The organism is Bradyrhizobium sp. (assembly GCF_030654605.1).
In the GTDB taxonomy this organism is placed as follows: Bacteria; Pseudomonadota; Alphaproteobacteria; order Rhizobiales; family Xanthobacteraceae; genus Bradyrhizobium.
In genome coordinates this window covers 38,654-60,879 of sequence record NZ_JAURXB010000296.1, presented here as the reverse complement: position 1 = coordinate 60,879, position 22,226 = coordinate 38,654, and the positions used below count along the sequence as shown (strand labels likewise).

22 protein-coding genes and 3 tRNA genes are annotated in these 22,226 nt (G+C 62.5%); 3 read left to right on the top strand and 22 right to left on the bottom strand.

What is annotated here, in order from left to right:
• Positions 1–7 precede the first annotated feature (7 nt).
• The 12 genes from nuoH to Q7U29_RS27525 are packed head-to-tail and all read right to left on the bottom strand — an operon-like array spanning position 8 to position 9,564.
• On the bottom strand, positions 8–1,078 hold the full coding sequence (nuoH, locus tag Q7U29_RS27580; RefSeq protein ID WP_304746780.1) for an NADH-quinone oxidoreductase subunit NuoH: 1,071 nt from the start codon (positions 1,076–1,078) through the stop codon (positions 8–10).
• A gap of 4 nt (positions 1,079–1,082) precedes the next feature.
• Complete coding sequence (nuoG, locus tag Q7U29_RS27575) at positions 1,083–3,155, bottom strand: NADH-quinone oxidoreductase subunit NuoG (RefSeq protein WP_304746778.1); 2,073 nt, start codon at positions 3,153–3,155, stop codon at positions 1,083–1,085.
• 48 nt (positions 3,156–3,203) lie between these two features.
• Positions 3,204–3,413 (bottom strand): hypothetical protein, encoded by a 210-nt coding sequence (locus Q7U29_RS27570; RefSeq protein WP_304746776.1) that lies wholly within the window; start codon positions 3,411–3,413, stop codon positions 3,204–3,206.
• Between the two features lie 10 nt (positions 3,414–3,423).
• Positions 3,424–4,749 (bottom strand): NADH-quinone oxidoreductase subunit NuoF, encoded by a 1,326-nt coding sequence (gene nuoF / locus Q7U29_RS27565; protein ID WP_304746774.1) that lies wholly within the window; start codon positions 4,747–4,749, stop codon positions 3,424–3,426.
• A gap of 11 nt (positions 4,750–4,760) precedes the next feature.
• The gene (locus tag Q7U29_RS27560) at positions 4,761–4,931 is read right to left on the bottom strand and encodes a hypothetical protein (RefSeq protein ID WP_304746772.1); all 171 of its coding nucleotides are present in this window, start codon (positions 4,929–4,931) and stop codon (positions 4,761–4,763) included.
• Positions 4,932–4,968: 37 nt separating this feature from the next.
• Complete coding sequence (gene nuoE, locus Q7U29_RS27555) at positions 4,969–5,580, bottom strand: NADH-quinone oxidoreductase subunit NuoE (RefSeq protein ID WP_304746770.1); 612 nt, start codon at positions 5,578–5,580, stop codon at positions 4,969–4,971.
• Positions 5,581–5,594: 14 nt separating this feature from the next.
• Positions 5,595–6,548 (bottom strand): FkbM family methyltransferase, encoded by a 954-nt coding sequence (locus tag Q7U29_RS27550; RefSeq protein ID WP_304746768.1) that lies wholly within the window; start codon positions 6,546–6,548, stop codon positions 5,595–5,597.
• On the bottom strand, positions 6,548–7,744 hold the full coding sequence (locus Q7U29_RS27545) for an NADH-quinone oxidoreductase subunit D (RefSeq protein WP_304746766.1): 1,197 nt from the start codon (positions 7,742–7,744) through the stop codon (positions 6,548–6,550). Before Q7U29_RS27545 ends, Q7U29_RS27550 begins: the two co-directional genes overlap by 1 nt.
• A gap of 2 nt (positions 7,745–7,746) precedes the next feature.
• Complete coding sequence (locus tag Q7U29_RS27540; protein WP_304746764.1) at positions 7,747–8,355, bottom strand: NADH-quinone oxidoreductase subunit C; 609 nt, start codon at positions 8,353–8,355, stop codon at positions 7,747–7,749.
• Positions 8,352–8,603, bottom strand: a complete 252-nt coding sequence (locus Q7U29_RS27535) for a hypothetical protein (protein ID WP_304746762.1) — start codon at positions 8,601–8,603, stop codon at positions 8,352–8,354. Before Q7U29_RS27535 ends, Q7U29_RS27540 begins: the two co-directional genes overlap by 4 nt.
• 8 nt (positions 8,604–8,611) lie before the next feature.
• Positions 8,612–9,208 carry an NADH-quinone oxidoreductase subunit B family protein gene (locus Q7U29_RS27530; protein WP_304746761.1) on the bottom strand — a complete coding sequence of 199 codons (597 nt, stop codon included), beginning with the start codon at positions 9,206–9,208 and terminating at the stop codon, positions 8,612–8,614.
• A complete protein-coding gene (locus tag Q7U29_RS27525) occupies positions 9,199–9,564 on the bottom strand; it encodes an NADH-quinone oxidoreductase subunit A (RefSeq protein WP_304746759.1) in 366 nt (121 codons plus the stop codon). The genes Q7U29_RS27530 and Q7U29_RS27525 overlap by 10 nt, the downstream gene beginning before the upstream one ends.
• A 351-nt stretch (positions 9,565–9,915) precedes the next feature.
• Here Q7U29_RS27525 and Q7U29_RS27520 point away from each other — a divergent pair, with 351 nt between their 5' ends.
• Complete coding sequence (locus tag Q7U29_RS27520; protein ID WP_304746757.1) at positions 9,916–10,110, top strand: hypothetical protein; 195 nt, start codon at positions 9,916–9,918, stop codon at positions 10,108–10,110.
• A 136-nt stretch (positions 10,111–10,246) separates the two neighbouring features.
• On the opposite strand, the gene Q7U29_RS27515 is transcribed toward Q7U29_RS27520, so the two are convergent.
• Positions 10,247–10,323, bottom strand: a tRNA-Asp gene (locus tag Q7U29_RS27515).
• A gap of 226 nt (positions 10,324–10,549) precedes the next feature.
• On the opposite strand from Q7U29_RS27515, the gene Q7U29_RS27510 reads away from it, so the two are divergent.
• Together Q7U29_RS27510 and pepT are read left to right on the top strand one after the other, a co-directional pair.
• The gene (locus Q7U29_RS27510; RefSeq protein WP_304746755.1) at positions 10,550–10,849 is read left to right on the top strand and encodes an HU family DNA-binding protein; all 300 of its coding nucleotides are present in this window, start codon (positions 10,550–10,552) and stop codon (positions 10,847–10,849) included.
• Positions 10,850–10,960: 111 nt separating this feature from the next.
• Complete coding sequence (pepT, locus tag Q7U29_RS27505; protein ID WP_370691843.1) at positions 10,961–12,208, top strand: peptidase T; 1,248 nt, start codon at positions 10,961–10,963, stop codon at positions 12,206–12,208.
• A gap of 101 nt (positions 12,209–12,309) precedes the next feature.
• Here pepT and Q7U29_RS27500 read toward each other — a convergent pair whose 3' ends face one another.
• The 9 genes from Q7U29_RS27500 to Q7U29_RS27460 all read right to left on the bottom strand — a co-directional run bounded on the left by Q7U29_RS27500 (position 12,310) and on the right by Q7U29_RS27460 (position 22,094).
• On the bottom strand, positions 12,310–13,170 hold the full coding sequence (locus Q7U29_RS27500) for a class I SAM-dependent methyltransferase (RefSeq protein WP_304746752.1): 861 nt from the start codon (positions 13,168–13,170) through the stop codon (positions 12,310–12,312).
• 6 nt (positions 13,171–13,176) lie between these two features.
• The gene (locus Q7U29_RS27495; RefSeq protein WP_304746750.1) at positions 13,177–13,500 is read right to left on the bottom strand and encodes a hypothetical protein; all 324 of its coding nucleotides are present in this window, start codon (positions 13,498–13,500) and stop codon (positions 13,177–13,179) included.
• Positions 13,501–13,613: 113 nt separating this feature from the next.
• Positions 13,614–13,690, bottom strand: a tRNA-Val gene (locus Q7U29_RS27490).
• Positions 13,691–13,924: 234 nt separating this feature from the next.
• On the bottom strand, positions 13,925–14,905 hold the full coding sequence (locus Q7U29_RS27485; protein WP_304746748.1) for a hypothetical protein: 981 nt from the start codon (positions 14,903–14,905) through the stop codon (positions 13,925–13,927).
• A gap of 201 nt (positions 14,906–15,106) precedes the next feature.
• Positions 15,107–17,533 carry an endopeptidase La gene (gene lon / locus Q7U29_RS27480; RefSeq protein ID WP_304746746.1) on the bottom strand — a complete coding sequence of 809 codons (2,427 nt, stop codon included), beginning with the start codon at positions 17,531–17,533 and terminating at the stop codon, positions 15,107–15,109.
• 307 nt (positions 17,534–17,840) lie between these two features.
• Positions 17,841–19,115 (bottom strand): ATP-dependent Clp protease ATP-binding subunit ClpX, encoded by a 1,275-nt coding sequence (gene clpX, locus Q7U29_RS27475; RefSeq protein WP_027537232.1) that lies wholly within the window; start codon positions 19,113–19,115, stop codon positions 17,841–17,843.
• 440 nt (positions 19,116–19,555) lie between these two features.
• A complete protein-coding gene (locus Q7U29_RS27470) occupies positions 19,556–20,188 on the bottom strand; it encodes an ATP-dependent Clp protease proteolytic subunit (RefSeq protein ID WP_304746744.1) in 633 nt (210 codons plus the stop codon).
• A gap of 273 nt (positions 20,189–20,461) precedes the next feature.
• Complete coding sequence (gene tig, locus Q7U29_RS27465; RefSeq protein WP_304746742.1) at positions 20,462–21,838, bottom strand: trigger factor; 1,377 nt, start codon at positions 21,836–21,838, stop codon at positions 20,462–20,464.
• A 171-nt stretch (positions 21,839–22,009) separates the two neighbouring features.
• Positions 22,010–22,094: transfer RNA gene (locus Q7U29_RS27460), tRNA-Leu, on the bottom strand.
• Between the last annotated feature and the right edge of the window lie 132 nt (positions 22,095–22,226).

The following is a 22,226-nucleotide window of genomic DNA, read 5'->3' as shown; positions in this document are numbered from 1 at the left end:
AGCGACCTCATTTCGGCGCGATGCCGGCGAAATGCAGCACGCCGGCCACAATCACCACCATCGCCAGCGACAGCGGCAGGAACACCTTCCAGCCGAGCCGCATCAACTGATCGTAGCGGTAGCGCGGCACGATCGCCTTCGCCATCGCAATCAGGAAGAACATGAAAAAAACCTTGAGCGTGAACCAGATCACCCCGGGAACCCAGGTGAACGGCACGACGTCGATCGGCGGCAGCCAGCCGCCGAGGAACATGATCGTCGCCAGCGCGCACATCGTGGTGATCGCGACGTACTCACCGAGCATGAACAGCAGATACGGCGTCGAGCCGTATTCGACCATGAAGCCCGCGACCAGCTCGGATTCGGCTTCCACCAGATCGAACGGCGGACGGTTGGTTTCCGCCAGCGCCGAGACGTAGAAAATCACGAACATCGGGAACAGCGGCCAGACATACCAGTTCAGGATCGTCAGCTGCGGCAGGCCGATCAGGGTCGCAAGGCCACGGGTGTGCTGCGCCTCGACCACGGCCGACAGGTTCAGCGAGCCCACGCACAACAGCACCGTGATGATCACAAAGCCGATCGAGACTTCGTAACTGACCATCTGCGCCGCCGAGCGTAGTGCCGCCAGGAACGGGTATTTCGAATTCGACGACCAGCCGGCCATGATGATGCCGTAGATCGAAAGCGACGAGATCGCGAAGATATACAGCACCCCGACATTGATGTCGGAGATCACCCAGCCGAGATCCATCGGGATCACCGCCCAGGCCGCCAGCGCCAGCACGCAGCTCACCAGCGGCGCCAGCAGGAACACGCCCTTGTTGGCGCCGGACGGGATGATCGGCTCCTTCAGCACGAACTTCAAGAGGTCGGCGAAGGACTGGAACAGGCCCCAGGGGCCGACGACGTTGGGTCCGCGCCGGATCTGCACCGCCGCCCAGATCTTGCGGTCGGCCAACAGGATGTAGGCGATCGCGACCAGTAGAATGACGAGCAGCATGACGCTCTGCGCGATCATGATGATCAGCGGCCACAGGAAGCCGGTCCAGAATCCGCTTGCGAAAAATTCAGCCATCAGCTCACTCCGCCGCCGTCAGCATTTGCCCGGAGGCCAGGCGGGAACATTCCGCCATGATCGCTGACGCGCGTGCGATCGGGTTGGTCAGGTAAAAATCCTCGACGGTCTTGAACGGCGCCTTCTCGACGCTGCCGCCCTTGCCCGCCAGCTTCTTGATGTCGTCGGCCTTGCCGGCCTCGATCTGGTCGATGCGCATCAGATGCGGCACGGCCTTGAACATCGCCTGCCGCAACGCGGCCAGCGAATCCCAAGGCAATTTCTTTCCAAGCACATCCGACAGCGCGCGGACGATCGCCCAGTCCTCGCGCGCCTCGCCCGGCGGGAACGCGGCGCGGTTGGCCATCTGCACCCGGCCCTCGGTGTTGACGTAGATGCCGGACTTCTCGGTATAGGCCGATCCCGGCAGGATGACGTCGGCGCGATGCGCGCCGCGGTCGCCGTGGGTGCCGATATAGACCACGAAGGTGCCGTCAGGCGCCTTGATGTCGTCGGCGCCGAGCAGGAACAGGACATCGAGCGTGCCGAATGTCGTCATCTGCGCCGCGGTGAGGCCGCCTGCGCCGGAGGAGAAGCCGATGTCGAGCGCGCCGACCCGCGAGGCGGTGTCGTGCAGGATTCCGAATCCGTTCCAGTCGCCTGTGACCGCGCCGACATCGAGCGCGAGCTTTGCCGTGGCGGCGAGAACCGCCGCCCCGTCGTGGCGCGCGGCCACGCCGGCACCGACCAGCACGATCGGCTTCTTGGCACCCTTCAGCACGTTCGCGAAGGCGTGCTTGCCGGCGGCGAGTTCGCTGAGCGAATCCGTGCCCGCGCCGAGATAGTCGTATTCGTAGGTGAGATCGGCCTTGGCGCCGATCACGCCGATCTTGAGCTGGCCGGAGCGCCAGCGCTTGCGAATACGCGCGTTGAGGACGGCGGCCTCCTTGCGCGGGTTGGACCCTACGATCAGCAAGGCGTCGGCCTGCTCGATGCCGGCAATGGTCGGATTGAAAATGTAGGACGCGCGACCAGCCCCGGGATCGAAGGCGTCGCCGCCCTGCACCGCCAGATTGGTGGAGCCGGATTTCGCCAGCAGTTCCTTCAGCGCGAACATCTCCTCGACCGCGGCGAGATCGCCCGCGATGGCGCCGATCCGCTTGCCGTCGATGCGGCCGGCCTTGGCCGCGATGGCGCCGAATGCTTCCGCCCACGACGCCGCGCGCAGCTTGCCGTTCTCCCTGATGTAGGGCCGGTCGAGCCGCTGGGTGCGCAAGCCGTCGACGATGTGGCGGGTCTTGTCGGAAATCCACTCCTCGTTCACCGCCTCGTTGACGCGCGGCAGGATCCGCATCACCTCGCGGCCGCGGGTATCGACCCGGATCGCCGAGCCGACGCCATCCATTACGTCGATCGACTGGGTCTTGCCGAGCTCCCAGGGCCGCGCCGCGAAGGCATAGGGCTTCGAGGTCAGCGCACCGACCGGGCAGATATCGACCAGATTGCCCTGCAGTTCCGAGGTCAGCGCCGACTCCAGATAGGTGGTGATCTCCATGTCCTCGCCGCGCCCGGTAGCGCCCATTTCCGGCACGCCGCAGACATCGGCCGCGAAGCGGACGCAGCGCGTGCACTGGATGCAGCGGTTCATCGAGGTCTTGACCAGCGCGCCAAGGTATTTGTCCTCAACCGCGCGCTTGTTTTCGGCGAAGCGGCTGGTGTCGACGCCGTAGCCCATCGCCTGATCCTGCAGGTCGCACTCGCCGCCCTGATCGCAGATCGGGCAGTCCAGCGGATGGTTGATCAGCAGGAAGTCCAACACGCCTTCGCGCGCCTTCGTCCCCATCGGCGAACGGGTCGAGATTTCCGGCGGCTCGCCCTTCGGACCGGGACGGCAATCGCGAACGGCCCAGGCGCAGCTTGCCACCGGCTTCGGGCCGCCTTTCACCTCGACAAGGCACATCCGGCAATTGCCCGCGATCGACAGCCGCTCATGGTAGCAAAAGCGCGGGATTTCCGCGCCCGCCATTTCACAGGCCTGCAGCAGCGTGAAGTCCGCGGGGACATCGATCTCTTTGCCATCGACGATGAGTTTGGTCATTGCCTCAAGTCTTTCTCACCTTGCCAATTGTGGCATCGGTTTACAATCTCAGTGCGGTTGGTCGACGAGATCGAGCCTACGCTCGATGCGTTCGATACGAATCTCTACCCGATCAAGCCTGCGGTTCACGCCTGCCAGTCCCTCTTCGACAGCCGTAAGTCGAACTTTTACGTCAAGCATCTCATCGACGACGCGATCGAGCTTTGCATCGAAGCGACGCAGATATTTAAGAACAATGTTGTCTGGTTCGTCCGCCATCGCTCCCTCCCTACTCAGCCGCTACCATATGCGCGGGATCGCGGATGCCGGCATCGTCGGCATCGGCCTTGTGCGAATACTGGTCGATGCGTTCCTCGATCTCGTGACGGAAATGCGCGATCAGGCCCTGGATCGGCCATGCCGCGGCGTCGCCGAGCGCGCAGATGGTGTGACCCTCGACCTGCTTCGTTACTTCCAGCAGCATGTCGATCTCGCGCTTGTGGGCGCGGCCCTCGGCCATGCGGGTCAGCACCCGCCACATCCAGCCGGTGCCTTCTCGACACGGCGTGCACTGGCCGCAGCTCTCGTGCTTGTAGAAATAGGAAATCCGCGCGATCGCCCGGATCAGGTCGGTCGACTTGTCCATCACGATGACGGCGGCGGTGCCGAGGCCGGAGCGCAGCTTGCCGAGGCTGTCGAAATCCATCGGGGTGTCGATGATCTGGTCGGCCGGCACCATGCGCACCGAGGAGCCACCGGGAATTACCGCCTTGAGATTGTCCCAGCCGCCGCGGATGCCGCCGCAATGGCGCTCGATCAGGTCGCGGAACGGAATCCCCATGGCTTCTTCGACATTGCAGGGCCGCTCGACATGGCCGGAGATGCAGAACAGTTTTGTGCCGACGTTGTTGGGGCGCCCGATCGCGGCAAACCAGGCCGCGCCGCGGCGCAGGATATCCGGCGCCACCGCGATCGACTCGACGTTGTTGACCGTGGTCGGGCAGCCGTACAGACCGACATTGGCGGGGAATGGCGGCTTCAGCCGCGGCATGCCCTTCTTGCCTTCGAGACTTTCCAGCAAGGCGGTCTCTTCGCCGCAGATATAGGCGCCGGCGCCGTGACTGACATAGATGTCGAACGGCCAGCCGTTGATATTGTCCTTGCCGACCAGCTTCGCCTCATAGGCCTGATCGATCGCGGCCTGCAGATGCTCACGCTCCCGGATGAATTCGCCGCGCACATAGATGTAGCAGACATGCGCATTCATCGCGAAGCTGGCGAGCAGGCAACCCTCGACCAGAAGATGCGGATCGTGCCGCATGATCTCGCGGTCCTTGCAGGTACCGGGCTCGGATTCGTCGGCATTGACCACGAGATAGCTCGGCCGGCCGTCGGTGGACTCCTTCGGCATGAACGACCATTTCAGCCCGGTCGGGAATCCCGCCCCGCCGCGTCCGCGCAAGCCGGACGCCTTCATCTCGTTGATGATCCAGTCGCGGCCCTTGTCGATGATCGCCTTGGTGCCGTCCCAGGCGCCGCGGCGGCGCGCACCCTCGAGGCCCCAGTCGTGGAGGCCGTAGAGGTTCTTGAAGATGCGGTCCTTGTCGTCGAGCATGACGTGAATTCCTAAGAGGAGCGTTTGGACTGCATGTAGGCGAGGCCCGCGGCGCATCCGCCGAAGGTAAGCGCCCAGAGCAGGCTTGAATCGAGCGACGCATTCAACGCATAGCGCTGCAGCAGGAAAATGAACACAGCGGCAGCAACCGTGTGCATCGCGATGTAGCGCCAGCTATTCATCGCACCGGTTCTCCCCGCCCGGCCGCGCGAACCCTGTTCATGTCGTTTCCTTCAGCGTGGTCAATCCGCCCACGGGGGCGGAAAACTGACGGTCGATCTGCGGGCCCGGCTTCGGCGGATTGCCGGAAGCAAAGCCGTCCAGAACCTTGCCGAAGCTCTCCTTGGTCAGGTCCTCGTAGGTGTCCTTCCAGATCAGCACCATCGGCGCATTCACGCAGGCGCCGAGGCACTCGACCTCTTCCCAGCTGAAATTGCCGTCCTTGGACAGATGGAAGGGATCGTGATGGATGCGGCTCTGGCACACCTCGATGATATCGGCAGCGCCGCGCAGCCGGCATGGCGTGGTGCCGCAGACCTGCACGTGCGCCTTCTTGCCGACCGGCTGCAGCTGAAACATCGTGTAGAAGGTCGCGATCTCGAGCGCCCGGATGTAGGGCATGCCGAGCAAATCCGCGACCGCGCGGATCGCCGCCTCCGAAACCCATCCCTCATGCTGTTCCTGGACGCGCCACAAGATCGGTATGACGGCGGAAGCCTGACGGCCTTCCGGATATTTGGCGATTTGTTGCTTGGCCCAAGCGAGGTTTTCCGCTGTGAACGTGAAGTTCGCGGGCTGCAGTTCCTTCGGAGCAAGGCGGCGGACGGACATTGTCTCTCAGTCTCTCATTGCGCGCGGCGCGCGGCGTTCAGGGCGCTGATCCGGTCGTGCCAGAAAGCGCTTGCGGTGCCGAACACGTTGTAGCCGACGTGGGTTGAAACCTTGATGCGGTCGAGGATCGAAAGCTCGGTCACGGTTTCCAGCAGATTGCTGCGCGGATCGTAGACCATCAGCTTAAGCGGGGTCTGTTCCAGGATGTAGCGCGACACGGTGTGGTGGGGATCATTGCCGTGCTCCTCGCACAGCAACACGCTGTCGCCCTGCAACAGCCGCTTGCCGCCCTTGATCGCCTCGATCTCGACGCCCTCGACGTCGAGCTTGATCAGGAATTTTCCGCCGGCCGAAACCCTGCCGTCGTCCAGCAGATTGTCGAGCGCGATGACAGGCACTTCCTCACCGCTGTCGTCGCCGCCGACGATGCTGAGCGCCTCGTGCTTGGTGCCGGACAGCCGGGCAGTGCCCCTCGCCGCGCCGATCGCGCACTTCATCGCCTCGAAGCGGTTGCCGTTGAGCTCGGCGTTGTTCTTCAGCTTGGCGAAATTCTGCGACGACGGCTCGATCGCGATCGCCTTGTGTGACCCATAGGGTTCGCTGGAAACCAGTACCGACCAGTAGCCGTAATTGGCGCCGCAATCGAGCAGCGTGTAGTCGACATCGGCGGAGTGCTGAAACAGCAGCTCGAGCTCGTTTTCATACGAGAACGAGCGATTGAGCAGCTTGCTCCAGTATCCGTCGCCGTAGGGAAACGCGAAGGTCGCGTCCGCATTCAGCTTGATGTCGATGTCGCGCTCGGGCAGCGTCTTGCGCAGCAGGTTGGCGCACATATTGTAGCCGCGATGCGAGAAGTGCGACGAAATCTTGGAGCCGGTCGCCAACGCCAGCGCAGCCGTTCGCTCCCACAGGTTGGCCCCATCGAGAGCCCCGGAAGCACGGTCAAACTGGATGGGCGGCATCACCATCACCGATCGACCTCTCCGAACACGATATCGAGCGAGCCGAGAATTGCCGAGACGTCAGCCAGCAGGTGGCCCCGACAGATGAAGTCCATCGCCTGCAGATGCGCGAAGCCCGGCGCGCGGATCTTGCACTTGTAGGGTTTGTTGGTGCCGTCGGCGACCAGATAGACGCCGAACTCGCCCTTCGGGGCCTCCACCGCGGCATAGACCTCGCCGGCCGGCACGTGGAAACCCTCGGTATAGAGCTTGAAGTGATGGATCAGCGCTTCCATCGAGCGCTTCATCTCGCCGCGCCGGGGCGGCGCAATCTTGTGGTCCTCGACGACGACCGGTCCCTGCCCTTCCGGCGCGCGCAGCTTCGCGATGCACTGCTTCATGATGCGCACGGACTGGCGCATCTCTTCCATCCGGATGCAGTAGCGGTCGTAGCAATCGCCGTTCTTGCCGATCGGAATGTCGAAATCCATCTCGGCGTAGCACTCGTAGGGCTGCGCCTTGCGCAGATCCCAGGCAGCACCCGAGCCGCGCACCATGACGCCGGAAAAACCCCACTCCCAGGCCTGCGCCAGCGTCACCACGCCGATGTCGACGTTGCGCTGCTTGAAGATGCGGTTGCCGGTCAGCAGGGTCTCGAGATCGGCGACCACCTGCAGGAACGGATCGCACCAGGCGTCGATATCGTCGACCAGTTTCGGCGGCAGGTCCTGATGCACGCCGCCGATGCGGAAATAGGCCGCATGCATTCGCGAGCCGGAGGCGCGCTCGTAGAACACCATCAGCTTTTCGCGCTCTTCAAAGCCCCACAGCGGCGGGGTCAGCGCGCCGACGTCCATCGCCTGCGTGGTGACGTTGAGCAGATGCGACAGGATGCGACCGATCTCGCAGTACAAAACCCGGATCAGCTGGCCACGGCGCGGCACCGATATGCCGAGCAGCTTTTCCGCCGCGAGGCAGAATGCGTGTTCCTGGTTCATCGGCGCGACATAGTCGAGCCGGTCGAAATACGGGATCGCCTGCAGGTAGGTCTTGTGCTCGATCAGTTTCTCGGTGCCGCGATGCAAGAGACCGATATGCGGATCGACCCGGGCGACGACTTCGCCGTCGAGCTCCAGCACCAGACGCAGAACGCCGTGGGCAGCCGGATGCTGCGGCCCGAAATTGATGGTGAAGTTACGAAGGTTCTGACTCTGCTCGTTCATGATCAGACTTTCGGCCCCGCCTTCTCGTCGCCCGGGAGGATCGGATAATCAGCACCTTCCCACGGCGAGAGGAAATCGAACTTGCGGAATTCCTGGTTGAGACGGACGGGTTCGTAGACCACCCGCTTCTCCTGGTCGTCGTAGCGCACCTCGACGAAGCCGGTGAGCGGGAAATCCTTGCGCAGCGGGTGACCGTCGAAGCCGTAATCGGTCAACAGCCGCCGCATGTCGGGATGGCCGGTGAAGATCACGCCATAGAGGTCGTAGCATTCGCGCTCGAACCAGTCGGCGCCGGGGAAAACCTCGATGATCGAGGGCACCTGGGTGCTCTCGTCGGCTTGCGCGCGCAGACGGATGCGCTCGTTCAGTGTGGGCGACAGCAGATGATAGACCACGTCGAAGCGCTTTTCGCGGCCCGGATAATCCACCGCCGTGACGTCGATGAAACTGACGAAACGGCAGCCGGGATCGTCGCGCAGGAATTTGACGACATCTACGATCCTGCTCGCCTCGATCGCGACGGTGAGTTGGTCAAATGCCACCGTGCATCCGGTAACAGCGTCTGGCAGCGACGCCTTGATCGTTTCGCCGAGCTCAGCAAGTTTGCTCACTTATGACCCTCTAGCTCTCGCACCTTGTTTTCAAGGGCTTCGATCCGCTCCTCGAACTCACCCGTCACGAGCTTGCTGAGGAGAGTATCGGCGGTAAGTGCTTGCCGGTAACTCTTCTGTGCGTCTTCAACTCCGCCCAAGCGCTTGTCGAGCGCCCTGACTAAGGCTCGCGTTTGCTCGTGCTGCTCCAGGTTTTCAGCGCGCATTTCGCGAAGCAGCGGCACGATCATGTCTGCGGGATCAGTCATGGCGTCTCTCAGCGTTCGATGGTTCCGGTGCGCCGGATCTTCTTCTGCAGCAGCATCACGCCGTACAGCAGAGCTTCCGCGGTCGGCGGACAGCCGGGCACGTAGATGTCGATCGGCACGATACGGTCACAGCCACGCACGACCGAATACGAGTAATGATAGTAGCCGCCGCCATTGGCGCAGGATCCCATCGAGATGACGTAGCGCGGCTCCGGCATCTGGTCGTAGACCTTGCGCAGCGCCGGCGCCATCTTGTTGGTCAGGGTGCCCGCGACGATCATCACGTCGGACTGCCGCGGGGAAGCGCGCGGGGCAAAGCCGAAACGTTCGGCGTCGTAGCGCGGCATCGACATCTGCATCATCTCGACCGCGCAGCAGGCCAGACCAAAGGTCATCCACATCAGCGAGCCGGTGCGCGCCCAGGTGATCAGGTCATCGGTTGCGGCGACGAAGAAGCCCTTGTCCGACAGCTCGTGATTGATCTCGAGGAAAAACGGGTCATTGGCCCCGACCGGGCGGCCGGTCGAGGGATCGAGAATGCCTGATGCAGCCGGCGCGATCGCCGGTGCAAATCCTGGTCTTGCGGCGGTGGGGCTCAATCCCATTCGAGCGCGCCTTTCTTCCATTCATAGGCAAAGCCGACGGTCAGGACGGCGAGGAAAACCAGCATCGACCAGAACCCGGTCGCCCCCAATTTTCCGAACGCCACCGCCCACGGGAACAGGAATGCCACTTCGAGGTCGAAGATGATGAAGAGGATCGCCACCAGATAGAACCGGACGTCGAACTTCATGCGGGCGTCGTCAAAAGCGTTGAATCCGCATTCATAGGCGGACAGCTTTTCCGGATCGGGCTGCTGGAAGGCGAGGAGAAAGGGAGCGATCAGCAGCGCCAAACCGATCAGGCCCGCGACCCCGATAAACACCACCAGGGGAAGATATTGCTGCAAGATGCCGGTCATCGGCGGAGCCCTTATTCCGCGGTTTCTGGGGCCGCAGATTCGTTAATTGGAATTGTTCTGAGGCTTAGCGCAGCGCAACAAGGGGCGCAAGACAAGCTATTTTAATGGCTCCACCCACCCTCAGATGCGGCGGGATAACTCGGCAGCGATGGCCTCTCAGCGGGGATCTCGTCAGGCGAGAGCTCAGCAGCCGACCGCCTCGGCGCCCGACCCGGTCAAGCCGGCGGGCCGCCGAAATACCCCGGAAATCCCGACGAAACCATTTTGCGGAACCCACGAAACCATCCGGAAACAGAGCGGGCGTACTCATCTGGCCAACGACGCGGCGGCAAAGTCGCCCTGGAGGCTCAGATGAACCACTCAATTCACTCGGCGGATCGCTCCACCCACCTCAAGATCGTGGTTGTGGCCCTGGTGGCCGGCATCGCGGTAGCAGCGCTCGGGATCTCGGCGCGCACCAGTTCGGATTACAGCCAGACCGCCCAGGTCGTGAAAGCCGGCAAGGCGATCACGGTGACCAGCTCCAACGCCTCGATGGTCCGCTGAGGCAGGCCTGGTAAGACAAGCCCGCCAAGGCAAGTTTGGGCTTCCACACGGAATAGCAGGAACAAGGGTCGCCTTCGGGCGGCCTTTTTGCGCTTGGAGATGTCTTGGAAATGAAGCTTCGCCAATCCAGCGATACTGGCGCGAGAGACGGGACTCGAACCCGCGGCCTCCGCCGTGACAGGGCGGCGCTCTAACCAACTGAGCTACTCCCGCGGATGCCGTGATCTCAGACTGATCCGCTTAGAAAGGACGGCATAAAGGCGCGTTCCTTCCAAGTCAAGGTCGTTGCGAATCCCCGCATAAGTCGGGCATTTTTGCGATGTCGATGCAAATAATGGCCTGTTTGCAGGCAAAACAGCGTAGTCAGTTCGCCACCGAATCGTTTAAGGCCTGATACGTCTGAGTTTCCTTAAGCTATCAACATCGAGGAGGGCCAAATATGGCGAAGAAGGCAGCGACCCCGACCACCGTCACGCTGAAGCATTTGGCTGCGGCGATCGCCGAAGAGCAGGAACTGTCCAAGAAGCAGGCGGAAGCCATCTTGGGCGACCTGGTCGGCCGCATCACCAAGCACCTCAAGAAGGGCGAACGCGTCCGTATCGTCGGGCTCGGCATCCTCCAGGTGCGCAAGCGCGCCGCCCGCATGGGCCGCAACCCCGCCACCGGCGAAGCGATCCAGATCAAGGCCAGCAAGAAGGTTGCCTTCCGCGCGGCCAAGGAACTGAAGGAAGCCGTCTGACAGGACGCGACTTTCGACGACGTCATTCCGGGCGCGGCCGACACGGCCCCGGAATGACGCTTCTGCCTCCACCCGGCTTTCCCGACCCTGCCAGCGGTTTAAATCGTGGTTTTGCCTTCAGGCTTCGCACATACCGTGACCGAGCGCTTTCTGCGCTATGTGGTGATCGACACCCAGTCGGACCCGACCTCCCCCACCTGCCCCTCGACCGAAAAACAAAAGGACTTAGGGCGGCTGCTGGCCGGCGAGTTGCAGGCCATGGGCCTCGCCGACGCCCATCTCGACGCACATGGCTACGTCTATGCGACGATCCCGGCCACTACCGACAAGCGGGTTCCGGTGATCTGCTTCTGCTCGCACATGGACACATCGCCCGATTGCACCGGCAAGGACGTCAAACCGCAGATCGTCAAAAACTATCGCGGCGGCGACATCGTGCTGCCGGCCGACCCCACCCAGGTGATTCGCGCCGCGGACCATCCCGCGCTGAAAGATCAGATCGGCAACGACATCATCACCACGGATGGCACCACCCTGCTCGGCGCCGACAACAAGGCCGGTCTCGCCGAAATCATGGATGCCGCGCAGTTCCTGCTGAACAACCCGCAGATCAGGCATGGCGCCATAAAAATCCTGTTCACACCGGACGAAGAAATCGGACGCGGCGTCGACAAGGCCGACCTGAAGAAGCTCGGCGCCGATTTCGCCTACACGATGGACGGCGAAACCGCGGGGAATATCGAGGACGAGACCTTTTCCGCCGATGGCGCCACCATTTCAATCGAAGGCGTCAGCACCCATCCCGGCTTTGCCAAGGGCAAGATGGAGCACGCCATCAAGATCGCGGCCGCGATCGTCGAGCGGCTGCCCAAAAACACCTGTTCGCCGGAGACCACCGAGGGCCGGCAGGGTTTTCTGCATCCGATCGGCATTTCGGGCGCACTGGAGCATGCCACGATCGGCTTCATCGTGCGCGACTTCACCGACGAGGGTCTGAAGGAGAAGGAAGCCCTGCTGGAAAGCATCGTCAGGGACGTGATGCAGGACTATCCGCATTCGACCTGCAAGCTGGAGATCAAGCCGCAATACCGCAACATGAAGCAGGTGATCGACCGCCACCCCGAAATCATCGACAACGCGATGGAAGCGATCCGCCGTACCGGCCTGACGCCGGTGAAGACGAGCATCCGCGGCGGCACCGACGGCTCGCGGCTGTCGTTCATGGGCCTGCCCTGCCCCAACATTTTTGCCGGCGAGCACGCGTTTCACTCGCGGCTGGAATGGGTCAGCGTGCAGGACATGGAGAAGGCCGTGCAGACCATCGTGCATCTGGCGATGATCTTCGAGGAGCGGGCTTAAGGCGGGCCCGGACCAAAAACCTCGAAAACAACCCCATGCACAGATAGGAAGCGCTGCAAATACAGGCGCTTACGGGTTACGGGGAGCCCCCCGAAACCCTATCAAGATACCTTTGCGGTCACGATCCAGACCGATCCGCCGAGCCGCACTTCCTGCCCGCTGGCGAAAGGCGCCAGCATCTCGCGGATCGAATTCTTCGCGGCTTCGCGCACCTCGGCCGAGTGGCCTTCCAGCGCGCGATGGGCCGGGCCGATTTCCAGCACGCCCTCCACCGCCGCGTCGAGACCGCGGCCGATCGCGACATCGAGCGTCAGGTTGCACGGCTCCATCGCGATGCCGGAAAAGCCGGCCTCGCCGAGAATACGGTGCACGCGCGCCTCGGAGGCGAATGCAAACGGACCGGGATCGTCCGGCCCCTGCGGCGGCAGTTTTGGCACGTGCCGGTAGACCGCCTGCAGCGGCGCCATCATCCAGGGATTTTCGCGCGGCTCGCGCCAGCACGCAAAGGCCAGCCGTCCCGACGATTTCAGCGCCCGGCGCATGTTGGCGAAGGCAAGCACGGGGTCGGCGAAGAACATCACGCCGAACCGCGACACCAGCAAATCGAAGCTGGCAGGCTCGAAGGAAAAGACCGTGGCATCCGCCAGCACGAACTCGACCGGCAGGCCCGCAGGCGCAACCTGCCGCGCCCGCGCCAGCATCGGCGCCGAAATATCGATGCCCAGCACATGCCCGGCGGGGCCGGTTCGCTGCGCCAGCGCAATGGCGATGGCGCCGCAACCGCAACCGACGTCGAACACCCGCTCGCCTGCCTTGACCGCGGCGCGGTCGATCAGGATTTCGGAGACCGGCGCCAGCAGGACGTCCTGCGAGGCCTGCCGGTCGGTCCAGCGCTGGCCCGCCGGGCCATTCCAGTACGCAATCTGATCGGCGTTGAGATCGTGGCCCGACGGCGTGTCCATCACGCGCTATCTCGCCGCGCCATCGACCTTGGCATCAGCTTTGGCCCGCTTCGCCGCCGGATCCTTCGCAACCGTCCTGGACGGAGCCGTCTTTGACGTATCGGTCTTGGGCGCGCTGTCGCTGCGGACGGAGCCCCAGGGGTCTGAAGAACCCTTCTGTTCGGGAATGCGGCCCAGCGACTTCTGATAGTTTCGTTCGGCTTCCTTTTCCGCCGCGATCTCGTGCGGTTTCTTGCCCTCGAGTTCCCCGTATTTGGGGATGGCTGCGCTCTGGGCAAAAGCGGGCCCGGCCAGTGACGCGATGACAATGGCGGCGAGGAAAATTCTCATGCGCGGACCTCCGGTATGAACGCTCCGCCTGGTTGCTTCGCAACTTCGGCGCGACAGTCTTCGCTTCGCGATCCCTGGCTTGCCCAGCCGAAGCTCGCCAATCGAGCGAAGGCTGGTAGGCGGCGACGGATTCGAACCGCCGACCCTCTCGGTGTAAACGAGATGCTCTAACCAGCTGAGCTAGCCGCCCTCGACGCCTGTTTACCGCCCCGGGACCGGTGAGCGCAAGCGATGCGGGCACCGGGAAATCGACTGAAATATGACGATGGTCAGCGCTGTCCGCCTGGCCGAACGGCCGAGAAAAATACCGCGACCATGAAGCGTTTCCCGAGTCCCGGCGCCTGGGCCGCAACCGCCCTTCAAGGCAGCCGCCCCGAATGGCTCGACTGCTTTCTCGACATCGGGCTCGAAACCCCGGCGCTGATTATTTGGCCGCGCCAGCGGCAGGTTGGGCTGGTGGCGCCGCCGTGTCCTGAGGTTTGACGGCTTCCGGCTGTTTAGTAGCCGCTGCCGCGGGCGGCTTGACCGCATCGGGAGCCTTGGCACCGGCAGGCGGGGGCGGTGCGGCGACCTTCAAGGTCACTGATTTGGAGACACCCTGTACGCCCTTGCTGTCCACGACCGAGACCTTCACATCGAGATTGCCCTCTACCTCCTTGGGGACGGGTAGTTGCGCCGATAATTCCCCCGTGGCCGAAACCTTGTCCAAAACGCTGATGTTTGCTGGCGCCACCTTGTTGGTCGGATCGGTGCCGATGATATCATAGCGATATGGCCCTGCGCCGCCGGTTACGCGCGCGGACACTGTTACGGGGCTGCCGGGCGTCGTGGACGCCGGTTGCAGAGTCACCTCGGCGACTGCAACCTTGGTGGGCGTCCCGCCTGCCGAGCCAAAATAAAATCCGACGATCGTTCCCAGCACACCCATCAAAATCGCCAGCAGGTCTTTGGCCTTGGTGATGCGCGCGTCAATCTCGGAGACGTCCATCCAAATTACGGACACCGACGTGATGATCGCGATGCCGATGGTGCCAAAGGCGAACAGGAAGGTAATGAGTCCTCGCGCCTGGTCGATCTCACCCAGTGACGCAAGGAACGTCGAACTCCAGAATACGCCGTAGAAAAGAACTCCGGCGAGAAGCAGGGCTCCGAATACGAGCGCTTTCAAGCCGGAACTCATTCCCGTGGATCTGCCTTGTAGCAGCCAGCGCTCGTGATATTGCCCGAGGCTGCGCATGGCGAGGTCGCGCGATGCCTCGTCAGCCTCCGCTACCGCGATGGCGGCATAGCCTTCAAGCGAAGCCGCTTGCCATTTGTCGGCCTTTTCCGTCGCGATCTTCTGCAGTATTTTCAGTCCGCTATCGATGTCCTTCCGGCCTTTCAGCCATTCTCCAAAATCTGCCATTGAAAATCTCGCTTGTTCAATTTTCGAAACCAATCCCTATCGCTGTAATGCAATGCCATTCTATGCGCCGCCGTCACTCGCGCAATGGTTGATTCTGGCAAAATTGACGTTCGAGCGTGTTGCCAGACCGGCCACACATCCCTCCGCCCCAAACAAAAGCGGCGCCCCGAAGGGCGCCGCTCAAGTCTTGTTCCGAAAATCTCAGTGCGCCGTCAGGCCGCCCGCCGCCTCGTCCGTGGCATCGGTCTTCACCGGCACCTTGGTGTCCTCTTCCCAGACGATCGGCACCGGGGGCCGGACCAGCGCCTTGGCGACGACGTCGTCGAGGCGGGCCACCGGGATGATGGTCATCCCGCCCTTGATCGCATCGGAAATCTCCGTGAGATCCTTGGCGTTGTCCTCGGGGATGAACACCGTCTTGATGCCGCCACGGGCGGCCGCCAACAGCTTCTCCTTCAGGCCGCCGATCGGCAGAACCCTGCCGCGCAGCGTGATCTCGCCGGTCATGGCGACATCGTGCCGGACCGGAATGCCGGTCATGACCGAGATGATGGCGGTTGCCATCGCGACACCGGCCGACGGTCCGTCCTTCGGAGTCGCCCCCTCCGGCACGTGGACGTGGATATCACGCCGGTCGAACAATGGCGGCTCGATGCCATAGTTGATCGACCGCGAGCGGACATAGGACGCCGCCGCCGAAATCGACTCCTTCATCACGTCGCGCAGATTGCCCGTGACCGTCATCTTGCCCTTGCCGGGCATCATGACGCCTTCGATGGTGAGCAGCTCGCCACCGACATCGGTCCAGGCCAGGCCCGTCACGATACCGACCTGAGGCTCGCTCTCGATCTCGCCGTAGCGGTACTTCGGCACGCCGAGAAATTCCTCGAGGGTTTTCTCGGTGACCTTCACCGACTTCTTCTTCGACATCATGAGTTCCTTCACCGCCTTGCGGGCGAGTGTCGAAAGCTCACGTTCGAGGTTACGCACGCCCGCTTCGCGGGTGTAGCGGCGGATCATCAAGAGCAACGCGTCGTCGTCGATCGACCATTCCTTGGAATCCAGGCCGTGCTTGGAGATCGCGTTCGGGATCAGATGCTTGCGGGCAATCTCGACCTTCTCGTTCTCGGTGTAGCCGGCGATCCGGATGATCTCCATGCGGTCCATCAGCGGTCCCGGAATATTCAGCGTATTCGCGGTCGTGATGAACATCACGTTGGAGAGATCGTAATCGACCTCGAGGTAGTGATCGGCAAAGGTGCCGTTCTGCTCGGGGTCCAGCACCTCGAGCAAAGCCGATGACGGATCGCCGCGGAAATCGGCGCCCATCTTGTCGATCTCGTCCAGCAGGAACAGCGGGTTCGAGGTCTTGGCCTTGCGCATCGACTGGATGATCTTGCCGGGCATCGAGCCGATATAAGTGCGGCGGTGACCGCGGATCTCCGCTTCATCCCGCACGCCGCCGAGCGAGACGCGCACGAATTCGCGCCCCGTCGCCTTGGCGATGGACTTGCCGAGCGAGGTCTTGCCGACGCCGGGAGGCCCGACCAGGCACAGGATCGGTCCGGTCAGCTTGTTGGCGCGCGACTGCACCGCGAGATACTCGACGATGCGGTCCTTGACCTTCTCCAGACCGTAATGGTCGTTGTCGAGCACGGCCTGTGCGGCGACCAGATCCTTCTTGACCTTGGACTTCTTGTTCCACGGGATCGACAGCAGCCAGTCGAGATAGTTGCGCACGACGGTGGCTTCCGCCGACATCGGCGACATCTGGCGCAGCTTCTTCAGCTCGTGCTGCGCCTTCTCGCGGGCTTCCTTGGAGAGCTTGGTCTTGGCAATCTTCTCTTCCAGATCGGCCAGCTCGTCGCGGCCTTCGTCGTCGCCGAGCTCCTTCTGGATCGCCTTCATCTGCTCGTTGAGATAATATTCGCGCTGGGTCTTCTCCATCTGGCGCTTGACGCGCGAGCGGATGCGCTTCTCGACCTGCAGCACCGAGATCTCGCTCTCCATCAGGCCGAGCACCTTTTCCAGGCGCGCGGTGACGGACAACGTCTCCAGGATGCCCTGGCGATCGGCGATCTTGACGGCGAGATGCGAGGCCACGGTGTCGCCGAGCTTGGCGAAGTCGGTGATGGCCTGCACCACGCCGACCACTTCGGCGGAGATTTTCTTGTTGAGCTTCACATAGCTCTCGAAGTCGGACACGACGGAGCGCGCCAGGGCTTCCGCCTCGACGGACGTGGCGTCGGTGTCGGCGAGCGCTGTCGCGGTCGCCTCGTAGTATTCCTGGCGGTCGGTGTATTTCTGCACGCGTGCGCGCTCGAGCCCCTCGACCAGAACCTTGACGGTGCCGTCGGGCAGTTTGAGCAGCTGCAACACGCTGGCGAGCGTGCCGGTCTCATAGATGGAATCGGGGTTCGGATCGTCGTCCGACGCGTTCTTCTGCGTCGCGAGCATGATCAGCGCGTCATTCTTCATGACTTCTTCGAGCGCCCGGATCGATTTCTCGCGGCCGACAAACAGCGGCACGATCATGTGCGGGAAGACCACGATGTCGCGCAGCGGCAGCACCGGATAGGAATGGCTTTCGCCGTGAACGATAGATGGCCGGGGTTTGGGGGGCGTCATGGCCTGTTCCTTTTGTTGTGCCCCCTTGCACGCAGTCCGCGAGCTTGCGCAACCGCCACAAGGTGCCTGTAAGTCCCGGCTCGAATGACCGCGTCGCGGCCTCGTCTTCCGGATCGTGAGCGGCGAATCTTACGGTCAGGTTTTCATCGCCGATAGCATTAGGTGGCTATCGGCCATGAGGGTGTCAAGTCGCAGGAAAGAGCCCGCCAACAGGGGCTAACGCGGATAAAGGCCTACGCACCAGCGGCCGCCGAAACCGGCGGCCGACGCTTACGAAAACTTAATCCGACAGCAAGCGGACGCGCACTCAGGCGCTGGCGCTGCTCTCGACGGCGCGATCGGAACGATCGGCATAGATGTAAAGCGGACGAGCGGTTCCCTCGACGACTTCGCGCGAGATCACGACCTCTTCGACGCCTTCCAGGCCCGGGAGATCGAACATGGTCTCCAGCAGGATACTTTCGAGAATCGAGCGCAGTCCGCGCGCGCCGGTCTTGCGCTCGATCGCCTTGCGCGCGACCGCGCCAAGCGCCTCGTCGGCGAAGGTGAGCTCGATGTTCTCCATTTCGAACAGCCGCTGGTACTGCTTCACCAGCGCGTTCTTCGGATCGGTCAGGATCTTCTTCAGCGAAGCTTCGTCGAGATCCTCCAGCGTGGCGACCACCGGCAGACGGCCGACGAATTCCGGGATCAGGCCGTACTTCAGGAGATCCTCGGGCTCGACATGACGGAAGATTTCGCCGGTGCGGCGGTCTTCCGGCGCCAGCACCTGGGCCGCGAAGCCGATCGAGGTCGAGCGTCCGCGCGCGGAGATGATCTTCTCCAGGCCGGAGAAGGCGCCGCCGCAGATGAACAGGATGTTGGTGGTGTCGACCTGCAGGAACTCCTGCTGCGGATGCTTGCGGCCGCCCTGCGGCGGCACGGAGGCAACCGTGCCTTCCATGATCTTCAGAAGCGCCTGCTGCACGCCCTCGCCCGAGACGTCACGGGTGATCGAGGGGTTGTCGGACTTCCGGCTGATCTTGTCGATTTCGTCGATATAGACGATGCCGCGCTGCGCGCGCTCGACATTATAGTCGGCCGACTGCAGCAGCTTCAGGATGATGTTTTCGACGTCCTCGCCGACATAGCCGGCTTCGGTCAGCGTGGTCGCATCCGCCATGGTGAACGGCACGTCGAGGATCCGCGCCAACGTCTGCGCCAGCAGCGTCTTGCCCGAGCCGGTCGGACCGATCAGCAGGATGTTCGACTTCGCGAGTTCGACGTCGTTGTGCTTGGTCTGGTGGTTGAGCCGCTTGTAGTGGTTGTGGACGGCGACCGAGAGCACCTTCTTGGCATGGCTCTGGCCGATCACGTAATCGTCGAGGACCTTGCAGATTTCCTTCGGGGTCGGGATGCCGTCGCGCGACTTCACCAGCGAGGATTTGTTCTCCTCCCGGATGATGTCCATGCACAGCTCAACGCATTCGTCGCAGATGAATACGGTGGGACCCGCGATCAGTTTGCGGACTTCATGCTGGCTCTTGCCACAGAACGAGCAATACAGCGTGTTCTTGGAGTCGCTCGTGCCGACCTTACTCATTCTTATCTCCGTCCGCCGTTCGATCTCGTCCGCTCGATCGCCCTATTCCGGCACATACCGGCACAAGTTCTAGATAGAGCAAAATCCGTACCAAAAAAGACCCTAGCTTCAGATACCGCACGAATCGCGGCTATTTCGAATCCCCAGCAAGCATAACCTAACCCAGCTAGCCAACCATGGTCGCACCCGACTATCAAGAATTCGCTAATTGTCGGGCCACCCGCTACCCGTGACAATACCGTGATTTGCGGCTTTCACGCGAGGCGAACCTGCCGAAATCATCAGGGCGTTGCGCGATTGCCACGCCGCCAAACCAGCACGAAAGCGGAACTTCCTGCCCATTGGGGGGCATAGTTGTCCCACCGGCGGCCGGAATGGACCACTGGCGACGGGAATTCAGGTCGAGGCAACGCGCGGCACCCGGCAATATTACGGGTCTTCTAAGGTGCTTTGGCCGCCGGCTCTTCCTGGCGCTTGTCGATGACCTTGTCGACAATGCCGAAGTCGCGGGCCATCTCCGCGGTGAGGAACTTGTCGCGTTCCAGCGCATCCTCGATCGCCTTGAAGGTCTGGCCGGTGTGCTTGACGTAGATTTCGTTGAGCCGCTTCTTCAGGTTCAGGATTTCCTGGGCGTGCAGCATGATGTCGGTGGCCTGGCCCTGGAATCCGCCGGAGGGCTGGTGCACCATGATGCGCGAATTCGGCAGCGAAAAGCGCATATCCTTGTGGCCGGCAGCCAACAGCAGCGAGCCCATCGACGCCGCCTGCCCGGTGCAGAGCGTCGACACCGGCGGACGGATGAACTGCATGGTGTCGTAGATCGCAAGACCCGAGGTCACCACCCCGCCGGGCGAGTTGATGTACATCGAGATTTCCTTCTTCGGATTCTCGGCCTCGAGGAACAGCAGCTGCGCGACCACCAGCGTCGACATGCCGTCCTCGACCGGTCCGGTCAGGAAGATGATGCGTTCTTTCAGGAGGCGCGAAAAGATGTCGTAGGCGCGTTCGCCGCGGTTGGTCTGTTCGACCACCATCGGCACGAGTTGCATGTAGGTTTCGACCGGATCGCGCATTAGTCACCCAAGGGTTAAGTAGACAGTTGGAGGCGGACATCCATCGGCATGGCGGGAAGTTGAATTTGCCGGGCGTGGACGAACGTCCCGTGATGCAGGACTTCAAGGACAGGGTTCAGATATGGGCCAATTCCCCGGTGACAAGACCGGGGCAACAGCGTGCGGAATTCGGTGCAGTTGAAGCTGATTCGCGCGACCGGGCATAGCGACGGATGCCGTCGCCATGCCGGTTTCGCTCCTCAACCTTAACGCAGGCCTGACGGATCGGTCAGGTCAGGCCGCGCTCTTCTCCGCGTCGTCGTCCTTGTAGAGGTCCTCGCGGGTGACCTTCTTTTCGGTCACGTTGGCCAATTCGAGGATGAAATCGACCACCTTGTCCTCGTAGATCGGTGCACGAAGCTGGGCCAGCGCATTGGCATTGCTGCGATAGTAGTCCCAGACTTCCTTCTCGCGGCCGGGCATCTGGCGCGCGCGCTCGATCACCGCGCGGCTGACTTCGTCGTCGGTGACCGTGATCTTGTTCTTCTCGCCGATCTCGGACAGCACCAGGCCGAGCCGGACCCTTCGGTCGGCGATCTTCTGGTATTCTTCCTTGGCGGCCTCTTCGGTGGTGCCTTCATCGGCGAAGGTCTTGCCGCCGGACTCCATCTCGGCCTTGATCGAGTTCCACATCAGGTTGAACTCTTCCTCGACCAGCGACGGCGGCGCCTCGAAGCGGTGGGCTTCGTCGAGCCGGTCCAGCAGCATGCGCTTGACCTTCTGGCGGGTGGCGCCGGCGAATTCGGCCACCAGCCGCTCGCGCGCGGCTTCCTTCAGCTTGTCGAGCGATTCGAGGCCGAGCGTCTTGGCGAACTCGTCGTCGACGACGCTGTCCTGCGGCGATTCGATCGCGGTCGCGGTGGTCTCGAACTCGGCCGCCTGGCCGGCGAGCTTCTCGCTGGCGTAGTTCTTCGGGAAGGAGACCTTCAGGGTGCGGGTCTCATTGGCCGCGATGCCGATCAGCTGCTCCTCGAAGCCGGGAATGAACTGCCCGGCGCCGATCACGACCTGGATGCCCTCGCCCGTGCCGCCCTCGAACGGCACGCCGTCGATTGAGCCCTTGAAGGAAATCGTGACCCGATCGCCGGTCTCGGCCTTGGCGCCCTCGGGCTTCGCGTCTTCAGGCTTGGCGGCGTAGGGTCTGTTCTGGTCGGCGATGCGCTTGATGGCCTCGTCGACATCGGCGTCGGTCACTTCAACGACCGGCTTCTCGACGGTAAAGCTCTTGAAATCGGCGAGCGCGATCGCGGGCACCACCTCGATCGAGACGGTGTAGGTGAGATCGGACTTGCCCGACAGGATGTCCTCGACCTCCTTGGCCTCCGTCGGCATCGAGATCTTGGGTTCGGTGGCGAGGCGAAAGCCGCGCTCGGTAAAGATCTGCGTATTGGTGTCGCGGATTGTCTGGTCGATGGTCTCGGCCATCACCGAGCGGCCATAGACCTTCTTGAGGTGGCTCACCGGCACCTTGCCCGGGCGAAAACCGTTGAGTTTGACCTTGTCCTTGAGCTCAACCAGCTTGACGTCCGCCTTGGCATCGAGATCCGATGCGGGAACGCTGATCTGGAATTCGTGCTTCAAGCCCTCGACGAGGGTTTCTGTGACCTGCATGGCGTCCATCTTCTTCCCGCTTGGTCCGGCCTTCGCGGCACGGACATTGTCAATCTGGTCGGCGCGAGGTTTTGAAACCTGCGCCGGTGGTTCGGCGGCCCCATTTCGTCAGGGGTTACACCCCTTTGGAGACAGGTCCTCCAGCAATCCTTTGCAAACGCAGTCAGCGCTTGGTGCGGGCGGAGGGACTCGAACCCCCACAACTTTCGTCACTGGAACCTAAATCCAGCGCGTCTACCAGTTCCGCCACGCCCGCTGTTAGCATCTCGTTCGGCCGCGATGCGCGAGCATGATCGCCGAAAAGTGCGAAGCGGTTTTTCGGGCGGCCGATCATGCTCCAAGTTAATGGAATCAATCGCGTTTATGACCTGGATGGCGGCCTCCAGGT

Bases quoted from the DNA above. Each gene is read 5' to 3' on its own strand.
- nuoF (WP_304746774.1), bottom strand. From the start codon at position 4,749: ATGCTCGACGACAAGGACCGCATCTTCAAGAACCTCTACGGCCTCCAC.
- Q7U29_RS27560 (WP_304746772.1), bottom strand. From the start codon at position 4,931: ATGAATAGCTGGCGCTACATCGCGATGCACACGGTTGCTGCCGCTGTG.
- Q7U29_RS27545 (WP_304746766.1), bottom strand. From the start codon at position 7,744: ATGAACGAGCAGAGTCAGAACCTTCGTAACTTCACCATCAATTTCGGG.
- Q7U29_RS27535 (WP_304746762.1), bottom strand. From the start codon at position 8,603: ATGACTGATCCCGCAGACATGATCGTGCCGCTGCTTCGCGAAATGCGC.
- clpX (WP_027537232.1), bottom strand. From the start codon at position 19,115: ATGAGTAAGGTCGGCACGAGCGACTCCAAGAACACGCTGTATTGCTCG.
- Q7U29_RS27495 (WP_304746750.1), bottom strand. From the start codon at position 13,500: ATGAGAATTTTCCTCGCCGCCATTGTCATCGCGTCACTGGCCGGGCCC.
- Q7U29_RS27510 (WP_304746755.1), top strand. From the start codon at position 10,550: ATGGCGAAGAAGGCAGCGACCCCGACCACCGTCACGCTGAAGCATTTG.
- tig (WP_304746742.1), bottom strand. From the start codon at position 21,838: ATGCAGGTCACAGAAACCCTCGTCGAGGGCTTGAAGCACGAATTCCAG.
- Q7U29_RS27470 (WP_304746744.1), bottom strand. From the start codon at position 20,188: ATGCGCGATCCGGTCGAAACCTACATGCAACTCGTGCCGATGGTGGTC.
- Q7U29_RS27485 (WP_304746748.1), bottom strand. From the start codon at position 14,905: ATGGCAGATTTTGGAGAATGGCTGAAAGGCCGGAAGGACATCGATAGC.
- Q7U29_RS27500 (WP_304746752.1), bottom strand. From the start codon at position 13,170: ATGGACACGCCGTCGGGCCACGATCTCAACGCCGATCAGATTGCGTAC.
- Q7U29_RS27550 (WP_304746768.1), bottom strand. From the start codon at position 6,548: ATGGTGATGCCGCCCATCCAGTTTGACCGTGCTTCCGGGGCTCTCGAT.
- Q7U29_RS27530 (WP_304746761.1), bottom strand. From the start codon at position 9,208: ATGGGATTGAGCCCCACCGCCGCAAGACCAGGATTTGCACCGGCGATC.
- lon (WP_304746746.1), bottom strand. From the start codon at position 17,533: ATGACGCCCCCCAAACCCCGGCCATCTATCGTTCACGGCGAAAGCCAT.
- Q7U29_RS27520 (WP_304746757.1), top strand. From the start codon at position 9,916: ATGAACCACTCAATTCACTCGGCGGATCGCTCCACCCACCTCAAGATC.
- nuoG (WP_304746778.1), bottom strand. From the start codon at position 3,155: ATGACCAAACTCATCGTCGATGGCAAAGAGATCGATGTCCCCGCGGAC.
- Q7U29_RS27525 (WP_304746759.1), bottom strand. From the start codon at position 9,564: ATGACCGGCATCTTGCAGCAATATCTTCCCCTGGTGGTGTTTATCGGG.
- nuoE (WP_304746770.1), bottom strand. From the start codon at position 5,580: ATGTCCGTCCGCCGCCTTGCTCCGAAGGAACTGCAGCCCGCGAACTTC.
- nuoH (WP_304746780.1), bottom strand. From the start codon at position 1,078: ATGGCTGAATTTTTCGCAAGCGGATTCTGGACCGGCTTCCTGTGGCCG.
- Q7U29_RS27570 (WP_304746776.1), bottom strand. From the start codon at position 3,413: ATGGCGGACGAACCAGACAACATTGTTCTTAAATATCTGCGTCGCTTC.